The organism is Nonlabens agnitus, assembly GCF_002994045.1.
GTDB classification, from domain to species: Bacteria; Bacteroidota; Bacteroidia; order Flavobacteriales; family Flavobacteriaceae; genus Nonlabens; species Nonlabens agnitus.
The window spans coordinates 1790266-1807733 of the sequence record NZ_MQUC01000003.1 but is presented as its reverse complement, the minus strand read 5'-3'; the positions used below and the strand labels follow the sequence as shown (position 1 = coordinate 1807733).

Sequence of the window (17468 nt, the reverse complement as noted above, 5' to 3'; positions counted from 1 at the left end):
TGTGGTCGATTATTCCTTGCGGTGAAATGTAGCTTCAAATTTACTGCTATTTCCCACATTGTCCGTGACGATGACCACCAGCTCATTATCAGTGTCTGTAACGACGCCATCTTCAAAATAATGTGTCAATAGGTCTGTTTTGTAATCGTATTCCATCAAAATGAATTTACCATTCACCGTCGCACGATAGGCCTGGACGCCCGTATCTTTATCGTTAATCTTTAATTTGAGCGTTTGGTTTTTACTGATCCATTGTCCATCCTTGAAATTGACGGGTGCGATGGTAGGATCTTTGGTATCCTTGCTAATTGCGTAAGTCCCTAGGGTTTTAGTAAACGCAGTTAATGTGTTTCCTTTCAAACGTGAAGGAGTGTAGTAGGCAGCACCCCAAGAAGTAGTCCTCGCGATAAAATATTTGTCGCGATCCTCATCTTGTTTGCTGCTCATGTCATAATTGATCACCATGTTTTTATGCAACGGCACGATGTCCTCATGAACTTTAAGCGTGTCAGAGTTCTGTTTGATGTTCAAAAAAGTATCCTCATAAAGCGACCCTTGAGGGATGGTAAGCGTGAAAGCTCCTAAAGTTGTAGTATAAGTCTCATTGTGTGGTATCAAAGTAGCGTCTTTTGGGCTATCAACTTGCAGGTTTTCTAATTTGGACTCGTTGGTAATGTCCATCACGATCTCGCTGTCGTTGCCTTTAAAATCTGTGATATTGACTTTATAAACATGAGTGGATCCAGGATCAAAAAGCTGTAACTTTCCTTGATTGTTGACATCGCCGTAAAGACTAAGCGGGCTACCATCTGGAATATATAGTCTAGAAATACGGCTCTTACTTTTTTTGAAATGTTCAAAATCAATCATTTGATTGATGTATCGGGTTTCATCAAAAGAAAATTTATCAAACGTCATTTTAAAATGTGGACTACCATTAAAGTAGGTTTTTATGGTATAGACACCATTTTGATTGTTGGCTCCATCCAGTCGGTCATTAGTATTGACGCCCATTCCAATGTTTCCGTATGCTGAAAAAGGTTCCACTTTGAATTTACCATCCTGTAAGGGAACCACACGAAGTAATTGCGCCTCATTTTTTCCATTTACGGTTGACTCTGCATCTAGTGGATAAGCTTTGACTTGTTTCACTAAGGGGTTTCTGGAGTCTGGAATATCGATTCCAAAAAGCATGGGATTCATGGGGCGTGCTGCTCCATCGCGTATTTCAAAGTGAAGGTGTGGTCCACCGCTACCGCCAGAATTACCGCTGTAGGCAATGATCTCATCCTGATCTACTCGCAATTCCAGATCGTCTGGATACAGTTGGATCTCATAACTTTCTTGGGCATATTGTCTTGCCTTCACGTATTCTTCAATTCTTGGGCTAAATTTTTCAAGGTGAGCATACACGGTAGTATAGCCATTAGGGTGCGTGACGTATAGCGCCTTTCCATAACCATAGTGCTCTATCTTGATGCGACTCACATAGCCAGCTGCAGCGGCATGAACGTTAGCGCCTGTTCTTTGGTTGGTTTTGATATCCAGACCACTGTGAAAATGGTTGGAACGCAGCTCACCAAACGTACCGCTTAGAATAAGTTTGATGTCCAGAGGATGATGGAAATAATCCTGTGGAAGCTCTTTTGTAGTTTGGCTTTCGCCAAAGCGAACTATAAATAATCCCAGTAACAGGAAACAGATATATTTTGTTTGCATCTTCTAAATATATGGTTAGGAATGTTGATCGCAAAAAGGTTTTCAAACTTTGTTCCATAAATATTTGATTTGTCTGTGTGGAAAGTTAATTTTGTTGGAACCGCATTAATTTTGCCCAATGTCCACCCTTTTAAACCGCATTGATCAGATAGAGCTTAAGGTCAAAGCCTTAATCATTGAAAATCAAAGGTTGAAAAAGGAATTAGATTCTAAACAAGAGTCTATTGAAGGATTTAAAAAGCAGCTAGAGGTCGCGCAAGAGGCCATTCAAGAAGGCAATGAGACGATCGTTATGCTTAAAACGGCAAATGCGATGCTAGGTAGTGATGATTACAAAACAAAAACAAAACTCAAGATCAATGCACTGGTCCGTGAAATAGATCAATGTATTGCACAATTAGCATAGGTTGGAAGGTAAACTCAAGATTAAGATATCGATTGCAGATAGAGTCTATCCTTTGACGATTGACCCTTCTCGAGAAGAAGGTTTGCGCAAGGCGGCAAAAAATATCCAGGCGATGATCAAGCAACTGGAACAAAGCTATGCCGTGCGTGACAAGCAAGATGTCCTTGCCATGTGTGCGCTGCAGTTTGCAGCAAGATCTGAGCAACATACTATCGATAAGAGTGATGATAATGAAGAAGTCCAGGATCGTTTACAGATACTGGAACAATTATTGAACCAACACTTGTCATAAACGTTCTTTAAATAAACAGTTACTACCTGCACTTGTTTCATTTTTTGGTGAACTCAACACTTAATTCTTTAAAAAAAGTGAGTCGTGGTTGTAAAAGCAAGCCGTGCCTAGAGCCGGATCCTTGATCAGCCAGTTAGCTTTAAACTTTATTTAGGGAGTTCAGACAAAACCGAAACTCGTGCAGGTTTTTTTATATATAACAACCAATGGATACAACAATAGTGATTATAGCGGCGATTGTCGCACTTATAATAGGACTCGCCATAGGCTTCTTCATAGCCAAGGCAAAAGTCGAGAAAGGTAAAGCCTCGCAACTCATCATTGATGCAAAAAAGGACGCCGAGTCCATCATCAAGGAAGCCGAGGCGAAAGGTGAAAAGATCAAGTCTGAGAAAACCTATCGCGCCAAGGAAAAATTCATAGAGCTCAAATCACAGCATGAAAAGGAAATCATGCAGCGTGAGAAAAAAATGAGCGATGCTGAAAAGCGAACCAAAGACAAAGAGTCCAAAGTATCTAATGAGCTAGCGCAAACAAAACGTTTAAGCCAGAGTCTTGATAGCAAAATCAAGGACCTTGACGAGAAGCGTGAAGCTTTTTCCAAAAAGCAGGAAGAAGTGGAGAAACTTCATGAGCAGCAAATCAAGCAACTCGAAGTCATAAGTGGTATCTCTGGCGACGATGCTAAAAAACAATTGGTAGAATCTCTCAAGGACAAAGCTAGAACTGAGGCAATGTCTATCATTCAAGACACGATTGAAGAAGCAAAACTAACAGCCCAACAAGAAGCGCGTAAAGTGATCATCAATACGATCCAAAGAATAGGTACTGAAGAAGCCGTTGAAAACTGTGTTTCAGTTTTTAATCTGGAAAGTGACGATGTCAAGGGACGTATCATAGGCCGTGAAGGTCGTAACATACGAGCTATTGAAGCTGCCACAGGAGTAGAGATCATTGTTGATGACACTCCAGATGCTATTATCTTAAGTTGCTTTGATAGCGTGCGCCGTGAAGTAGCACGATTGTCATTACACAAACTGGTAACAGATGGACGAATTCACCCGGCACGAATTGAAGAAGTGGTGAGCAAAACTAGAAAGCAAATCGATCAAGAAATTGCTGAGGTAGGTAAAAGAACCGTTATCGATTTAGGAATCCACGGTCTGCATCCAGAGCTTATAAAAATGGTAGGTAGAATGAAGTACAGATCTTCCTACGGTCAGAATCTTCTACAGCACAGTAGAGAAGTAGCAAAATTGTGTGGTACCATGGCTGCAGAACTAGGCTTGAATGCTAAGCTTGCTAAACGTGCTGGTCTCTTACACGATATAGGTAAGGTTCCAGAAACGGAAGACGAGACACCACACGCTATTTTAGGAATGAAGCTCGCAGAAAAGCATGGTGAAAAACCAGAGGTTTGTAATGCGATAGGTGCACACCATGATGAGATTGAGATGACCTCGTTATTATCACCTATCATTCAGGTTTGTGATGCGATAAGCGGTGCGCGTCCAGGAGCTAGAAGACAGGTACTGGATTCATACATACAGCGTCTTAAGGATCTAGAAGATATTGCCTTCGGTTTTGGAGGTGTGGAAAAGGCTTATGCCATTCAAGCAGGAAGAGAATTGAGAGTGATGGTGGAAAGTGAAAAGATTTCAGATGATAGGGCGGCGCAGTTATCCTTTGAGATTTCCCAAAAAATTCAAACCGATATGACCTATCCTGGTCAAGTGAAAGTGACTGTTATTAGAGAAACAAGAGCGGTGAATATCGCTAAGTAACCTTAATGTTATAAATAGCAAAAGCCGCTCGATATGAGCGGCTTTTTTTGTTTCTAATGTCCCTAAGATCAGAAACTTTTGCTAAGTTCCAATCACACATCCTTACGGGTGCTTGAGCTGATTGACTCTTAACGCTGTCTATAAAATATTACCCCTAATAACTTTAATAGACATTCCAAATATCAGAAGGAACATCAAGCAAATCAATACCCCATAAAGGGTATATTTTTACTCATCATATATATTGTCATAACCTTTTTCTGGAACTTCAAAGAACTTACCAGTGACATAACGGTAGTGTCTGTCAAGGCTTGCGAGATCTTTAAGATCTTGCTCGTCAAAGTTCACTGCGGCAGACGCTATGTTGGATTTGATGTGGCCTTCACTAGTAGATTTAGGTATCACCGCTGTACCTCTTTGGTGAGACCAGGCGATAAGAATCTGTCCAGGTTCGACATTGTGTTTTTTCGCTAGAGCTTGAACGGTCTCCAGTTCCATCATGTTAGGCTCATCGTCCTGTTTCATTCCGTCAGATCTGTCGCCACTACCCAATGGTGAATAAGCAGTCATGTTTATTCCATTCTTGCTGCAGTATTCAAATAAGTCATCTTGCTGCAATAGTGGATGCAGTTCTACCTGATTCATTTCAGGAACGTCATCTGTTTTGGAAATCAAGTCCTTTAATTTTTTTACTGAAAAGTTGGAGACTCCTATATGCTTGGTAAGACCCGCTTTTTTGAGTTCAATCATAGCATTCCAGGTGTCGATGATAGGTGCTTCTTCTGGCGTCAAATAATCTTCTGGTCCAGATGGATTACTAACGTCTGGTTTAAAAGCCACAGGCCAGTGGATCAAATAAAGATCCAAGTAATCCAGCTGTAGATCCTTAAGTGTCTTCTCTAGCGCTGGCTTTACATCTTTAGGCAAGTGTGCGTTGTTCCACAATTTTGAAGTGATCCACACATCTTCTCTTTTGATTTTCCCTTCAGAAAACACTTCGTTAAACGCTTCACCTATCGCAGCTTCATTACCATAGGTCGCGGCGCAATCAATGTGACGGTATCCATTGTTTAAAGCGATTTTGATGGCGTTTTTTACCTTCTCGTCATCAGATTTCCAAGTTCCTAGTCCTATAGCGTCAAGCTCGTCGCCATTTCTAAATTTTAAAGTTTTCATGTTGTTTTTTTTGAAAGTTACGCTTTCGCGAAAGCGAACTCAAAACAACTGCCTTACTTTGACACAACTTTAATAACTAGCTCGCGGATGGAATTTTTCCAGCACTTCCTTTAAATAGGTACGATTCACATGGACATAAATCTCTGTGGTGGTGATGCTCTCGTGGCCCAGCATGGCCTGTATGGACCTTAAGTCTGCACCGTTTTCCAACAAATGTGTCGCAAAAGAATGCCTAAAGGTATGCGGACTTATCTTTTTCTTGATTCCGGCGATTATCTTAAGGTCCTTAATAATCGTGAAAATCATCGCCCTTGTCAGGCCGTTACCACGCCGATTGAGAAACAAAGTGTCGGTATGTTTAGGTTGCACTGGCACATGACTGCGTATGAGCTCGATATAGTCGTTAATTATAGAAATGGTTGCGTCGCCTATGGGAACGTAGCGTTGCTTATCGCCTTTACCGGTAACCAGTATGACGCCTTCTTCAAAATAGAGATCGCTTATCTTCAAAGCAGTAAGTTCTGAAACGCGCAAACCACATGCATAGAGCGTTTCTAGAATAGCACGGTTGCGCTCACCATGTGGTGTGGATCGATCGATGGCATTGATCAAACGGTCTATTTCCATAACGCTTAAGGTGTCAGGCAATCGCCGGCCTGTCCGTGGTGTTTCAATAACTTCGGTGGGATTATCCATACGGTAATCTTCCATTTGTATATAATTGAAAAAGCCTTTGAGACTGCTTAAGGTTCTGGCTTGAGTGGTAGGCTTGACCGAACCAGCGATGTGATGTATATAATCCTTGACATCACTTGTGTCTAATGTTATAGGACTTTTTAGTAGCTCTTCTTCTTTCACCCAGTCTGCAAGCTTATGAAGGTCGCTAACATAGGCTATTATCGTGTTGATAGATAAGCCACGTTCTAGCTTGAGGTACAACTCGAAATCATGGATGTGCTTTTCCCAGTTCATGGGTTAAAGGTCGGTAATTATTGCTTTGATCTCATGCCACACCGTACGAAGAATCCTAAACTGCTGATTATGAATAAGTACCTTTAAAATATCTTTTTTTTGTTGATTCTTTAACAATCGGCTCTATAATTTGATAATTCGTTATGATATTACGTTTAAGGAAGGAAATAATATTGCACTATAAACTTTAAACAAACTATCATGAAAAAAGTATTAGCAATTGCAGTAATCGCGTTAGGATCCATAGGCTTTGCCCAGGCACAGGAAATTGATTTTGGTGTACAAGTAGGGTACAATGCCGCAAACCTTCAAGGTGACGACGTGGATGATGTCGATGCTCGTAATGGTATCAATGTAGGTATTACTGGAGAGTATAAATTTGGTCCAAGTTTTGGTCTTTTAGTAGGAGCTATTTACTCTCAACAAGGTGCGGATCTTGATGGAGCAAAGCTTAAATTAGATTACATCAACGTACCGGTTTTAGCTAAGTTCTACTTAGGCGGTTCTGGTTTCTCTATTGATGCAGGTCCACAAATAGGATTTAACGTAAAAGATGAGGTTGAAGTTGATAGCGGCATATTTGAAGGATCAACTGCAGACTTTGAAGCAGAGACGATCGATCTAAGCGTTGGTGGTGGTTTAACTTACAAGTTCAGAGAAGGAACAACCCTAGAAGGTTTGTCTCTAGGCGGTAGATATATGGTAGGTGTAACCAATATTTATAACGACGACGATACTTTTAGTGACGACGTTACTAACCAAGTATTTTCTATCAACCTAGGATACAAGTTCTAGTCAGCAATAAACCATGAAAATAGAAAGCAGCTCTTTTGAGCTGCTTTTTTTGTTTTCGCTTTCGCGAAAGCGTAATTACCAATATCTTTCCATCATGAAAATACTCATCATCAATGGTCCTAATCTCAATCTGCTGGGTAAGCGCCAGCCAGAGATTTATGGATCTGTGACGTTTGATCAATACTTTGCAGATCTCCAGTTTCTTTTTAAGGAAATTGAACTGGCCAGCTACCAATCCAATGTAGAAGGTGAGTTGATCAATAGGTTACATGAGGCGCAGGAAGAAGACTACGATGGTATTGTCCTAAATCCTGGAGCTTATACGCACACTTCACTAGCACTAGCAGATGCGGTATCATCCATAGAAACACCTGTGGTAGAAATCCATATTTCAAATGTCATGGACCGTGAGCAGATTAGGCACATTTCCTACATCTCAAAAAATGCGGCTGGAGTTGTTTCTGGTTTTGGTCTTGATGGCTACAAACTGGCGATTCAATCCTTTGTAAACCTTAGGAATCAGTAAATTAAGTTGCCTCCAATAAAAAACCCGTCTCGATGGATACCGAGACGGGTTTTATCATTTTATGAGGTCTAATTATAGACCAGGATAAGTTCCTGTAATAATTTCAATACCATCAATAACCCATCCTACAACAAAGAATCCAATGGTTAGGATAAATAACACGTTCCAGTACCATGGGCTCTTCAAGAACCAGCGGTGTCCAGCAAATCCTCCTAAAAAGAACCATAATAAAATAGCGATAGTTTGGTTTTCTGACCAAGCTACAGCTGCCGGTGAGCTAAGGACTGTTGTGCTTTCTTCAATAGAAGTTTCGGCATTGACAGATACGATTGTTTCACGTTCCACTGGAAATGAAGCGTAAGAAAATGAGCCCACAAGCATGAAAATGCTCAACAAGGCAAGAGTAAGTTTAGAATTCATAAGCGTTAGTTAAGTTAGTTATCTTTGTCAAATATAAATTTTTTGAATGAAAAACCTCACCTCACTCTTTCTATTGTTGGGCTCCTTTTTATCGTTAGCACAGCAAATAGAATATACAGGATTACTTGCATTGCAAGACAGCACTTTTATCCCGTATAAGATTGAACTTACCCAAGAAAATGGTGTGCTCAAAGGCTTTTCGTATACTGACTTGAATGGCGCACATGAGTCAAAAAATACACTTGTAGGCAGATATAATGACAATGAGGACACAATTGAATTTAGAGAAGTAGATATCGTTTACACAAAGTCACCTATTAAAGAATTAGATTTTTGCTACGTATATTTTACAGGCAAGCTGCGTAATCTCAATGGTAGGGCAAAAATAGAAGGTAATTTTAAAAGCTATTACGATGATCTACAACCATGCATTAATGGTAAAATGGTCATGCAAAGCGATGAAAAAATAGAGCGCAAGGCAGATAAATTGATGTCTAGAATAGAAAAGTCCAAAAAGGTTCCAGACAGTATCAAGCAACGTCTAGCAAAAAATCCTTTGCTTATGGGAAACAAGCAGCAAGGCCTGAAAGGTGGCGAGACACTCAATGTTTTTTGGGAATCAAAAATCGCCTATCTGGAGATTTGGGATCCCGGTAAGGTCGATGGCGATGCCATGTCCATTATGTTGAATGAAAATGTGGTCAAAGAAAGTTATGCACCGCTCAAGGCGAAAACTAAAATACCACTCACGTTCAATAAAGAGATCAACACTTTAACTCTTAAAGCGCTGTCTGAAGGAACCGATCCACCCAACACCGCCCAAATAAGAATTACTGACGGTAACGGTAAAGAAATAAGTATGCTGTCCAGCTTTAAAGTAGGTGAACAAGTCAAAGTGGTTTTCTATAAAAAGGATTTGAGATAGGGTAGTGGCAGTTGGAAGCTGTAAAAGATGAGTAGAATCATGTGAATCTCTTTTTTCGCGCTTCGCAAGCTCCTTATTAAACTGTCATGCTGAACTCGTTTCAGCATCTTGTCAATTAGAGTTCACTTGCCTTACATTAATTGCATATGAACCCAAAAAATTGAGCTCAAAACATTGATAAGACCCTGAAATAAATTCAGGGTGACAATCGTTAAACCAAAAAAAAGCCCAGAATCCGCAAGGATCTGGGCGTTTTGAATTATCAACGTTTTAGTCTTAGTACTAACTACTAATTACTAACAACTCAATGCTACAAGTGAATCACCTCACCATAAGCATCTGCTACGGCTTCCATCACCGCTTCACTCATGGTTGGGTGTGGATGTACTGCTTTAAGCACTTCGTGACCGGTAGTTTCTAGTTTACGACCTAGGACCGCCTCGGCAATCATGTCAGTAACACCAGCACCTATCATGTGACAGCCTAACCATTCACCGTACTTGGCATCAAAGATCACTTTTACAAAACCATCCTTGGCTCCAGAAGCACTTGCCTTACCTGACGCGCTAAATGGGAATTTACCAACCTTGATATCATATCCAGCTTCCTTAGCTTGTGCCTCGGTAAGACCTACACTGGCAATCTCTGGAGTAGAGTAGGTACATCTTGGGATGTTCCCATAATCCAATGGCTCCACGTGCATGTCAGCGATTTTCTCTACACACAGAATACCTTCGGCACTTGCGACGTGAGCCAGTGCTGGACCAGCAGTGATGTCACCTATGGCATAATAACCTGGGATATTGGTTTGGTACCAGTCGTTGACTAATACTTTACCACGATCTGTAGAGATTCCTACTTCTTCCAGTCCTATATTTTTAATGTTGGTTTCAATACCAACGGCACTTAAAACAATATCTGCTTCAAGAATTTCTTCTCCTTTTTTAGTTTTAACGGTAGCTTTCACGCCATCGCCGCTGGTGTCGACACCTGTTACCTCACTAGAGGTCATGATATTGATACCTGTTTTCTTGAAGCTGCGCTCCATTTGCTTAGATACATCAACATCTTCTACAGGAACGATACGATCTAGATATTCTACAATAGTCACCTCAGTTCCCATGGAGTTGTAGAAATAAGCAAACTCAACGCCTATGGCGCCAGAACCTACGATAATCATTTTCTTAGGCTGCTTTTCAAGGGTCATGGCCTTGCGATATCCTATGACTTTTTCACCATCCTGTGGTAATGATGGTAAAGAACGTGATTTTGCTCCAGTAGCAATAATGATATGATTTCCTTCTACAGTAGAGGTAGAACCATCTTCTGCTTTTACTTCAATTTTCTTTCCTTTTTTGAGTGTTCCATAACCCATGATGACGTCGATCTTGTTCTTCTTCATCAAAAACTGCACGCCTTTGCTCATACCTTCTGCTACATCGCGAGAACGTTTCACAACCGCATTAAAATCTTTGTCAACGCCAGAGACTTTCAATCCGTAATCTTCGGCATGGTTTAAATAATTAAAAACATCGGCACTTTTTATAAGCGCTTTGGTAGGAATACAACCCCAGTTCAAACACACACCACCTAGACTTTCTTTCTCTACGATCGCTACTTTCATTCCCAGTTGGGAAGCGCGAATGGCAGTCACATAGCCTCCAGGACCACTACCCAAAACGATTACATCATATTTACTCATATCTATCCATTTTTAAGAGACGTAAAAATATAGAATAAACGGCTAACGATTGTATTTTTGACCAACCCATTTCCCATGTACAAATCCATCATACGACCGCTATTATTTTGCTTTGATCCAGAAGGTGTGCACCACTTTTCATTTAAGGCGATCAAATTATTGAGCAAGGTGCCTGGTTTTAGTTCGCTTTCGCGAAAGCGATACAAACTTCAACACCCTGCATTAAAAAGAAATCTATTTGGCCTCGAGTTTGAGAATCCTGTAGGAATGGCTGCGGGATTTGATAAGGATGCCAAAGCATTTGCAGAGTTTTCCAACCTTGGTTTTGGATTCATAGAAATAGGAACGCTCACGCCAAAACCCCAGGAAGGAAATCCCAAACAACGGTTATTTAGACTTAAGGACGATGCAGCCATCGTTAACCGAATGGGATTCAATAACGGTGGCGTCGACGCAGCGGTAGAGCGATTGAAGCAAAACTCGGTCACTTCGACTCCGCTCAGAGACCAGCATCTGGAGGCTTCGACTTCGGTGGCTGAGCGAAGTCGAAGCCACCGAAGTCAAAGCCACATCCTGATAGGTGGCAACATTGGAAAAAATAAGGTCACACCTAATGAAAATGCGGTGGACGACTACATTATCTGCTTCAATAAGTTGTTTGATCACGTGGACTATTTCACGGTCAATGTGAGCTCGCCCAACACGCCTGGATTGCGGGAGTTGCAGGATCGCAAGCCGCTCACGCACATCCTGCAAACCTTGCAAGATCTAAACAACGCAAAACCAGCTCGCAAACCGATTCTCCTCAAAATAGCTCCAGATCTGACCAATGATCAATTGATGGACATTATCGGGATTGTTGAAGATACCAATATCGACGGCGTGATTGCCACAAACACGACCATTGAGCGTAAGGACCTAAAAAGTGACTTCAACCTACAAAAAGAAGCTGGCGGCTTGAGCGGCGCACCGCTTACCAATCGCGCGACGGAAGTGGTTTCATTTCTGCATCAAAAAAGCAATGGCGCTTTTCCTATCATAGGTGTAGGCGGTATCATGAGCGCACAAGACGCGATCGATAAATTAAAAGCAGGCGCAAGTCTAGTACAGTTGTACACGGGTTTTGTTTATGAAGGACCGGCTTTGGTACGTGATATTAATAAGGAAATTATTAGACAAGGTTTGTAACAATGTATGGTCATGCTGAACTCTATTCAGCGTCTTCATGTATGAAGGTTAAATGATTATTTTAAATTAGAATATCGACGTTAAGACAAACTCCGTCAGACCCTTAAATAAATTCAATGTGATAAAAATCGCCATAATGCTGAATTCATTTTCAGTATCTCTCAGAAATATAATTCAATGCTAGAATCCTGCATCGCTTTTTCCCTCGCGGCTTTCCTGCTGGCCATCTCGCCTGGACCCGATAATATTTTTGTCCTGACGCAGTCTGTGGCTCGAGGCTCTAGGTATGGCATTGCCGTAGCCAGTGGTTTAATTACAGGCTGCATCTTCCACACGTCATTAGTTGCACTGGGATTTGCCGTGATTCTGCAGGATAACGAGTGGCTGCTTTTAATGATTAAAATCTTCGGTGCGATTTATTTGCTGTTTCTGGCTTATAAAGTCTATCAATCGGATGGATCTATTCATTTAGAGGAGAACACTACAAATCATCAAAGTTGGTTTAAACTTTACCGCATAGGGATCACCATGAATTTGTTGAATCCCAAAGTGACTTTATTCTTCTTGGCTTTGCTGCCACAGTTTGTAGTTCCTGGCGCTATGGAAGAATGGATACAGATCTACATTCTAGGAGGTATTTTCATGCTCGTATCACTCATCACCTTTTACCTAGTCGCTTTTTTAGGTGGCAGCGTGGCACAATTTATACGATCTTCCAGCTGGTTTGGTCCAGTGATGAAATGGACGCAAATTGTTGTTTTTGTAGGTATTGCGGTGGCGATATTCATATTGTGATTATATATTGTAAATATGATTTATATTTACAATATATAAATATTCTACAATGGCTACTTTCACATCATCACTTCCAGACGATCTGCTGCAACAGCTAGCAAAAAAAGCAAAGGAATTAAAACTTCCTAAAAACCAGCTTATTGAAAAGGCACTAAGTATTTACCTGGAGCAGCTGGATCGAGCAGCTTATATTAAATCATACAAACGAGCTGGTAAAGATCCAGATATGATTGCTATGGCAGAAGAAGGTATGGCAGACTATTTCCAGCAACTTCAAGATCTCGAGGATGAAACAGAATGATATTTATGAAGCCTATTTAGATCCTGTTGTTGGTAGTGAGCAAGGTGGAAGGCGTCCTGTAGTAATTGTTTCAGGAAACCTAATCAATGAAAACGCTGCAAACATTTTGACTTGTCCATTAACAAGCAGCTTGAAATACTATGAAGGCAATCCGATCCTAGAACCAACCAGAAGCAATGGACTTGGCAAAACTTCTGAAGTCATGGTGTTTCAAATACGAAGTGTTTCAAAGGAGCGTTTGAAAAGAAAAATCGGCAAAATATCTAATCAGCAGATGGACCAAATCAAGCAAACTTTAGTCAAATTAATGAATTATTAAAAGATTACGCTTTCGCGAAAGCGAACTCATGTCAAGCTTTTGTAAATTCTTTACTAAAATTAATCGCCGTCTCAATCAACGCCAGATGCGAGTACGCTTGCGGGAAGTTCCCCAATAGTCGCTTGGTCTTGAAATCAATATCCTCGCTAAACAAACCTAGGTGGTTACTATAATAAAGCAATTGGTCAAAGTATGCTCTAGCTTTTTCGGTTTCACCTATTTTATGCAAGCTATCGATCAACCAAAACGTACAAATCGTAAAACTGGAGCTAGGCTCGCCAAAATCATCATTATTCTTATATCTATACATCAAACCATCGTTGCATAATTCTTTTTCGGTAGCTTGAACGGTGCTTATAAATCGTGGGTCATCTGCCTCTATAAAACCGTATTGTTGCATGAGTAATGTGGAAGCGTCCAGGTCTTTAGAGCCATAGGATTGCGTATAGGCCTTCACTTCTTCATTCCAACCATTGTTATAGATGTCGTCGTGGATCTCGCTGCGCAATTGTCGCCATTCTTTCAAATATTTGACGCGTCCTAGAATCTCGCTTATTTTGATCGCGCGATCTATCGCTACCCAGCACAACAGTTTTGAGAATACAAAATGGCGATCTTCAGTACGCAATTCCCAGATGCCTTTATCTGGCTCTTGCCAGTGCTGATTGACAATAGAGGTCACACTTTTGATGATGGTCCACAGTTCCTCGCTATTCTCCAGACTTGTCTCAAATTGTACAAACTGCTGGTAGATAACTTCCATGAGGATGCCATAGATGTCATTTTGCTTTTGGATATAGGCAGCGTTTCCTATGCGCACTGGACTGGAGCCTTTGTACCCAGAAAGATGGTCCAGAAACTCTTCGGTCAGGTCTTTCTCGCCATTGATACCGTACATGATCTGTATCTTTTCGTCTTTTTCTGGTATGGTGTTGACGATAAACTGAAGGAACTTGCGGGCAGATTTCATGTGTCCCAATCCAGCTATAACGCGTATGACCATTGAGGCATCACGTATCCAGCAAAAACGGTAATCCCAGTTTCTTACTTCGCCAATGGTTTCTGGCAAGCTGGTGGTCGCTGCCGCAAGCACAGCACCTGTCTTCTCAAAAGTTAGTGCTTTAAGCGTTAATGCGCTGCGTACAATCTCCTCTTGGTATAACGGATAGCGAGTCGTACGCTCGCTCCAGTTCATCCAGTAGGTTTTGGTACGTTGAAATTTTAAATAGGCGCGATCCAGCGTTTGAGCGGTTAATTTTTCATGGTAGGATAACAGTAAGAAAGCATTGGAATCTAGAGTGATCGTGTTTTGATCAATTATGTCTTGAAGTTTTAGATCGCTGTATAGAAAGACAGATTCATATTCACCTTCGGTGGTTTTGCTATGGATGTACTCGCCTTCTTCTTTGGTTTCGGTTTTGCCTAGGGCGTATTTCAATTTAGGGTCGTACTCAACTTGAAACTGCGGTGTTCCCTTGATCAACCTTATAAATCGTACAATATCTGGCGGTGAATAAAAACTACCATCCTGATGTGGATACCTAGGCATAAAATCAATGACTTGAAAGGCGTCGGCACCATTGTCAAAGGTCGTACTCAAGATATTGGTTTGCCATAAATATTCCTGCTGGACGGTATAATCGTCAGCTACTTTAAAAGAAAGACTACCACCTTTTTCATTGTCTAGAATTTTGGCAAAAACAGAGGCGCTATCAAAAATGGGCAGGCAACACCAGTCGATGGATCCTGTTTGAGATACCAGTGCCGCACTCTTACAATTTCCAATAATTCCGTAATTCAGGTTCTCCATAAAATGTTATCTTAATTTAAATCTGCTCCAGATTTCAAAATGAAAACCCGAAATTTAAGGATTAAAGAACCATCCACATAAAATCAATTCAGTTTATGAGCAAAACTATCATCGTATCCAACAGATTACCCTTGCAACTCTCTATTGAAGATGGCAAGGTAAGCTCAGAACCCAGCGTTGGCGGGCTGGCCACAGGCCTTAAGTCAGTACATCGAGACAGCAATGGCTTATGGATAGGTTGGACAGGACTTACGGTAGAAGAGACGCCACAAGAGCTGGAAAGTGATATTGAAGATGCAGTTCAAAACCAGCAATGTGCTGCAGTAGAGTTGACGCAGTCAGATATGGATGGTTTTTACTACGGTTTTAGCAACCGTACCATCTGGCCACTCTATCACTATTTTATGGAATATGCAGAATTTGATAGCGAAAATTGGGAAATCTATAAAAGCGTCAATCAAAAGTTTGCCGATGTTGTTCTGGAAAATCTGGAAGAAGGTGATAACGTCTGGGTACATGATTACCAGTTGATGTTGTTGCCACAATTGATCAAGGAAAAGCGGCCAGACGTGTCCATAGGATTCTTTTTACACATACCATTTCCATCTTATGAGGTTTTCAGGACGCTGCCATGGCGTGACCAGATCTTGAAAGGACTTTTGGGAGCAGACTTGTTGGGCTTCCATACCTATGATTATGAACGCCACTTTTTGAGCTCAGTGAGCAGGATCTTGGGGCATGAGGTAAGCTTTAATGAGATAACCTATAAGGATCGTCACATCAAGGTAGACAGTTTCCCTATGGGAATCGATTATGAGAAGTTTCACGCTTTCGCGAAAGCGAACTACGAACAAACAGACAAGACGCAAAGTGAATTACAGCGTCGCCTAGACTTGCATGCAACGGCCACTCCAGATGCCAAAATGATCCTGTCCATAGATAGACTGGATTATACCAAAGGAATTGCAAACAGGCTTAGGGCTTTTGAACATTTCCTGGAGAAATATCCTGATTATACAGAAAAGGTAAGACTGGTGATGCTGGCGGTTCCTAGCCGTTCGAACGTTCCACAATACCAAGTACTTAAAAAAGAAATCGACGAGCTGGTAGGACGCATCAATGGGAAGTTCTCAACCGTGAGTTGGACACCGGTATGGTACTTCTATAGATCCATGCCGTTCAATAATTTAATTGATTTGTACACCTCTTGTGACGTGGCGCTTATCACACCTATACGTGACGGAATGAACCTGGTGGCCAAAGAATATATCGCCACGCGCATCGATCGTACAGGTGTGCTTATTTTGTCAGAAATGGCTGGTGCATCTAAAGAAATGAATGAGGCATTGCTCATCAATCCCAACGATATCAACCTAATTGCAGACACGATCAAAGAGGCGCTGGAAATGCCAGAAGAAGAGCAGAAAAAGCGCAACAAATACATGCAAAAGCGACTGGAACGCTATAATGTAGAAAAATGGGCCGGTGATTTTATGACCAAATTGGATTCCGTGAAGAGTACACAGTCCGTTGCCAAGGCAACCTATCTTAACGAGAAACAAGAAACGGAAATTCTAGAACGGTTCAAAAACGCTAACAAGCGTATTTTCTTCTTAGATTATGACGGTACCTTGAGAGGCTTTGTCAACAATCCAGGCGACGCAAAACCAGATCAAGCATTGCTTGAAATGGTTAAAGATCTACAATCCAATGAAAAGAATGAAGTGGTGGTGATAAGCGGTCGTGATTCCGTCACGCTTGGAGAATGGTTCAAGAATGTGCCAGTGACTTTGATTGCAGAACATGGTGTGCTCAAAAAATACTACGGTAAGGATTGGGAATTGACAGAAACCATGAATAATGATTGGGTACCTACCATCCAGCCTGTGATGCAAAATTATGTGGATCGCACTCCAGGAACTTTTATAGAAGAAAAAAACTACTCGCTAGCATGGCATTATCGCAAGGCAGATCCAGAACTAGGTGAGCAGCGAGCAAACGATCTTTCAAATGTGATAAGAGAGCTGACCAGCAATCATGGTCTTAGTGTGCTGTCCGGTAACAAAGTTATCGAGATCAAAAGTAGCAATGTGCATAAGGGAAAGGCGTCCAACAACCACATTCTCAATAAAAACTATGATTTCATCTTTTGTATAGGCGATGACTGGACTGATGAATTCATGTTTCAGGATCTACCAGAAGATGCCGTAACCGTTAAAGTAGGTGTCGCCAGCACGGCTGCTCGTTATTATGTCGATGATACGGATCATGTGCGTGAGGTGTTGACTAAATTTAGGCAAGCATCATCATAATGATAATAATCTGCGGTAAATACTAT

At 41.2% G+C, this 17468-nt stretch carries 17 protein-coding genes and 1 other RNA gene; 12 read left to right on the top strand and 6 right to left on the bottom strand.

Features of this window, described 5'->3' with window-relative positions:
• Positions 1-9: 9 nt before the first annotated feature.
• Positions 10-1719: a M23 family metallopeptidase gene (locus BST86_RS08345; RefSeq protein ID WP_105982869.1), complete on the bottom strand. Its 1710-nt coding sequence runs from the start codon at positions 1717-1719 to the stop codon at positions 10-12.
• Between the two features lie 118 nt (positions 1720-1837).
• On the opposite strand from BST86_RS08345, the gene BST86_RS08340 reads away from it, so the two are divergent.
• The 4 genes from BST86_RS08340 to rny all read left to right on the top strand — a co-directional run bounded on the left by BST86_RS08340 (position 1838) and on the right by rny (position 4201).
• Positions 1838-2125, top strand: coding sequence for a hypothetical protein (locus BST86_RS08340; protein ID WP_105982868.1), 288 nt, complete (start codon positions 1838-1840; stop codon positions 2123-2125).
• 1 nt (position 2126) lies between these two features.
• A complete protein-coding gene (locus BST86_RS08335; RefSeq protein ID WP_055413405.1) occupies positions 2127-2417 on the top strand; it encodes a cell division protein ZapA in 291 nt (96 codons plus the stop codon).
• 51 nt (positions 2418-2468) lie between these two features.
• A non-coding RNA gene (gene ssrS / locus BST86_RS08330) (6S RNA) lies at positions 2469-2578 on the top strand.
• A 45-nt stretch (positions 2579-2623) separates the two neighbouring features.
• Positions 2624-4201 carry a ribonuclease Y gene (gene rny, locus BST86_RS08325; protein ID WP_105982867.1) on the top strand — a complete coding sequence of 526 codons (1578 nt, stop codon included), beginning with the start codon at positions 2624-2626 and terminating at the stop codon, positions 4199-4201.
• A 228-nt stretch (positions 4202-4429) separates the two neighbouring features.
• Here the strand turns inward: rny and BST86_RS08320 are convergent, their stop codons facing one another.
• Together BST86_RS08320 and xerD are read right to left on the bottom strand one after the other, a co-directional pair.
• Entirely contained in the window at positions 4430-5377 is a 948-nt protein-coding gene (locus BST86_RS08320; protein ID WP_105982866.1) for an aldo/keto reductase, read from the bottom strand.
• 69 nt (positions 5378-5446) lie between these two features.
• Positions 5447-6349 carry a site-specific tyrosine recombinase XerD gene (xerD, locus tag BST86_RS08315; protein ID WP_105982865.1) on the bottom strand — a complete coding sequence of 301 codons (903 nt, stop codon included), beginning with the start codon at positions 6347-6349 and terminating at the stop codon, positions 5447-5449.
• A 201-nt stretch (positions 6350-6550) separates the two neighbouring features.
• Between xerD and BST86_RS08310 the strand changes: the two genes are divergently transcribed.
• Complete coding sequence (locus tag BST86_RS08310) at positions 6551-7144, top strand: porin family protein (protein WP_105982864.1); 594 nt, start codon at positions 6551-6553, stop codon at positions 7142-7144.
• 94 nt (positions 7145-7238) lie between these two features.
• On the top strand, positions 7239-7670 hold the full coding sequence (gene aroQ / locus BST86_RS08305) for a type II 3-dehydroquinate dehydratase (protein WP_105983982.1): 432 nt from the start codon (positions 7239-7241) through the stop codon (positions 7668-7670).
• 72 nt (positions 7671-7742) lie between these two features.
• Here the strand turns inward: aroQ and BST86_RS08300 are convergent, their stop codons facing one another.
• Entirely contained in the window at positions 7743-8090 is a 348-nt protein-coding gene (locus BST86_RS08300) for a TM2 domain-containing protein (protein WP_105982863.1), read from the bottom strand.
• 46 nt (positions 8091-8136) lie between these two features.
• Here BST86_RS08300 and BST86_RS08295 point away from each other — a divergent pair, with 46 nt between their 5' ends.
• Entirely contained in the window at positions 8137-9015 is an 879-nt protein-coding gene (locus BST86_RS08295; RefSeq protein WP_105982862.1) for a hypothetical protein, read from the top strand.
• A 310-nt stretch (positions 9016-9325) separates the two neighbouring features.
• On the opposite strand, the gene lpdA is transcribed toward BST86_RS08295, so the two are convergent.
• Positions 9326-10717 carry a dihydrolipoyl dehydrogenase gene (gene lpdA, locus BST86_RS08290; protein WP_105982861.1) on the bottom strand — a complete coding sequence of 464 codons (1392 nt, stop codon included), beginning with the start codon at positions 10715-10717 and terminating at the stop codon, positions 9326-9328.
• A 75-nt stretch (positions 10718-10792) separates the two neighbouring features.
• On the opposite strand from lpdA, the gene BST86_RS08285 reads away from it, so the two are divergent.
• From BST86_RS08285 to BST86_RS08270, 4 genes are all read left to right on the top strand, one after another.
• On the top strand, positions 10793-11905 hold the full coding sequence (locus BST86_RS08285; protein WP_105982860.1) for a quinone-dependent dihydroorotate dehydrogenase: 1113 nt from the start codon (positions 10793-10795) through the stop codon (positions 11903-11905).
• Between the two features lie 177 nt (positions 11906-12082).
• Positions 12083-12700 (top strand): LysE family translocator, encoded by a 618-nt coding sequence (locus tag BST86_RS08280; protein WP_105982859.1) that lies wholly within the window; start codon positions 12083-12085, stop codon positions 12698-12700.
• Between the two features lie 49 nt (positions 12701-12749).
• A complete protein-coding gene (locus tag BST86_RS08275) occupies positions 12750-13001 on the top strand; it encodes a ribbon-helix-helix protein, CopG family (RefSeq protein ID WP_105982858.1) in 252 nt (83 codons plus the stop codon).
• Positions 12988-13320, top strand: a complete 333-nt coding sequence (locus BST86_RS08270; protein ID WP_105982857.1) for a type II toxin-antitoxin system PemK/MazF family toxin — start codon at positions 12988-12990, stop codon at positions 13318-13320. The genes BST86_RS08275 and BST86_RS08270 overlap by 14 nt, the downstream gene beginning before the upstream one ends.
• Positions 13321-13351: 31 nt before the next feature.
• Here the strand turns inward: BST86_RS08270 and BST86_RS08265 are convergent, their stop codons facing one another.
• On the bottom strand, positions 13352-15130 hold the full coding sequence (locus tag BST86_RS08265) for a glycoside hydrolase family 15 protein (protein ID WP_105982856.1): 1779 nt from the start codon (positions 15128-15130) through the stop codon (positions 13352-13354).
• Between the two features lie 95 nt (positions 15131-15225).
• Here BST86_RS08265 and BST86_RS08260 point away from each other — a divergent pair, with 95 nt between their 5' ends.
• A complete protein-coding gene (locus tag BST86_RS08260) occupies positions 15226-17442 on the top strand; it encodes a bifunctional alpha,alpha-trehalose-phosphate synthase (UDP-forming)/trehalose-phosphatase (RefSeq protein WP_105982855.1) in 2217 nt (738 codons plus the stop codon).
• The last annotated feature ends 26 nt before the right edge of the window (positions 17443-17468 follow it).

Coding starts and splice junctions, on each gene's coding strand:
- BST86_RS08265 (WP_105982856.1), bottom strand. CDS start 15,130: ATGGAGAACCTGAATTACGGAATTATTGGAAATTGTAAGAGTGCGGCA.
- BST86_RS08310 (WP_105982864.1), top strand. CDS start 6,551: ATGAAAAAAGTATTAGCAATTGCAGTAATCGCGTTAGGATCCATAGGC.
- BST86_RS08275 (WP_105982858.1), top strand. CDS start 12,750: ATGGCTACTTTCACATCATCACTTCCAGACGATCTGCTGCAACAGCTA.
- BST86_RS08320 (WP_105982866.1), bottom strand. CDS start 5,377: ATGAAAACTTTAAAATTTAGAAATGGCGACGAGCTTGACGCTATAGGA.
- BST86_RS08270 (WP_105982857.1), top strand. CDS start 12,988: ATGAAACAGAATGATATTTATGAAGCCTATTTAGATCCTGTTGTTGGT.
- BST86_RS08260 (WP_105982855.1), top strand. CDS start 15,226: ATGAGCAAAACTATCATCGTATCCAACAGATTACCCTTGCAACTCTCT.
- BST86_RS08300 (WP_105982863.1), bottom strand. CDS start 8,090: ATGAATTCTAAACTTACTCTTGCCTTGTTGAGCATTTTCATGCTTGTG.
- BST86_RS08280 (WP_105982859.1), top strand. CDS start 12,083: ATGCTAGAATCCTGCATCGCTTTTTCCCTCGCGGCTTTCCTGCTGGCC.
- aroQ (WP_105983982.1), top strand. CDS start 7,239: ATGAAAATACTCATCATCAATGGTCCTAATCTCAATCTGCTGGGTAAG.
- BST86_RS08295 (WP_105982862.1), top strand. CDS start 8,137: ATGAAAAACCTCACCTCACTCTTTCTATTGTTGGGCTCCTTTTTATCG.
- rny (WP_105982867.1), top strand. CDS start 2,624: ATGGATACAACAATAGTGATTATAGCGGCGATTGTCGCACTTATAATA.
- BST86_RS08285 (WP_105982860.1), top strand. CDS start 10,793: ATGTACAAATCCATCATACGACCGCTATTATTTTGCTTTGATCCAGAA.
- BST86_RS08345 (WP_105982869.1), bottom strand. CDS start 1,719: ATGCAAACAAAATATATCTGTTTCCTGTTACTGGGATTATTTATAGTT.
- xerD (WP_105982865.1), bottom strand. CDS start 6,349: ATGAACTGGGAAAAGCACATCCATGATTTCGAGTTGTACCTCAAGCTA.
- BST86_RS08340 (WP_105982868.1), top strand. CDS start 1,838: ATGTCCACCCTTTTAAACCGCATTGATCAGATAGAGCTTAAGGTCAAA.
- lpdA (WP_105982861.1), bottom strand. CDS start 10,717: ATGAGTAAATATGATGTAATCGTTTTGGGTAGTGGTCCTGGAGGCTAT.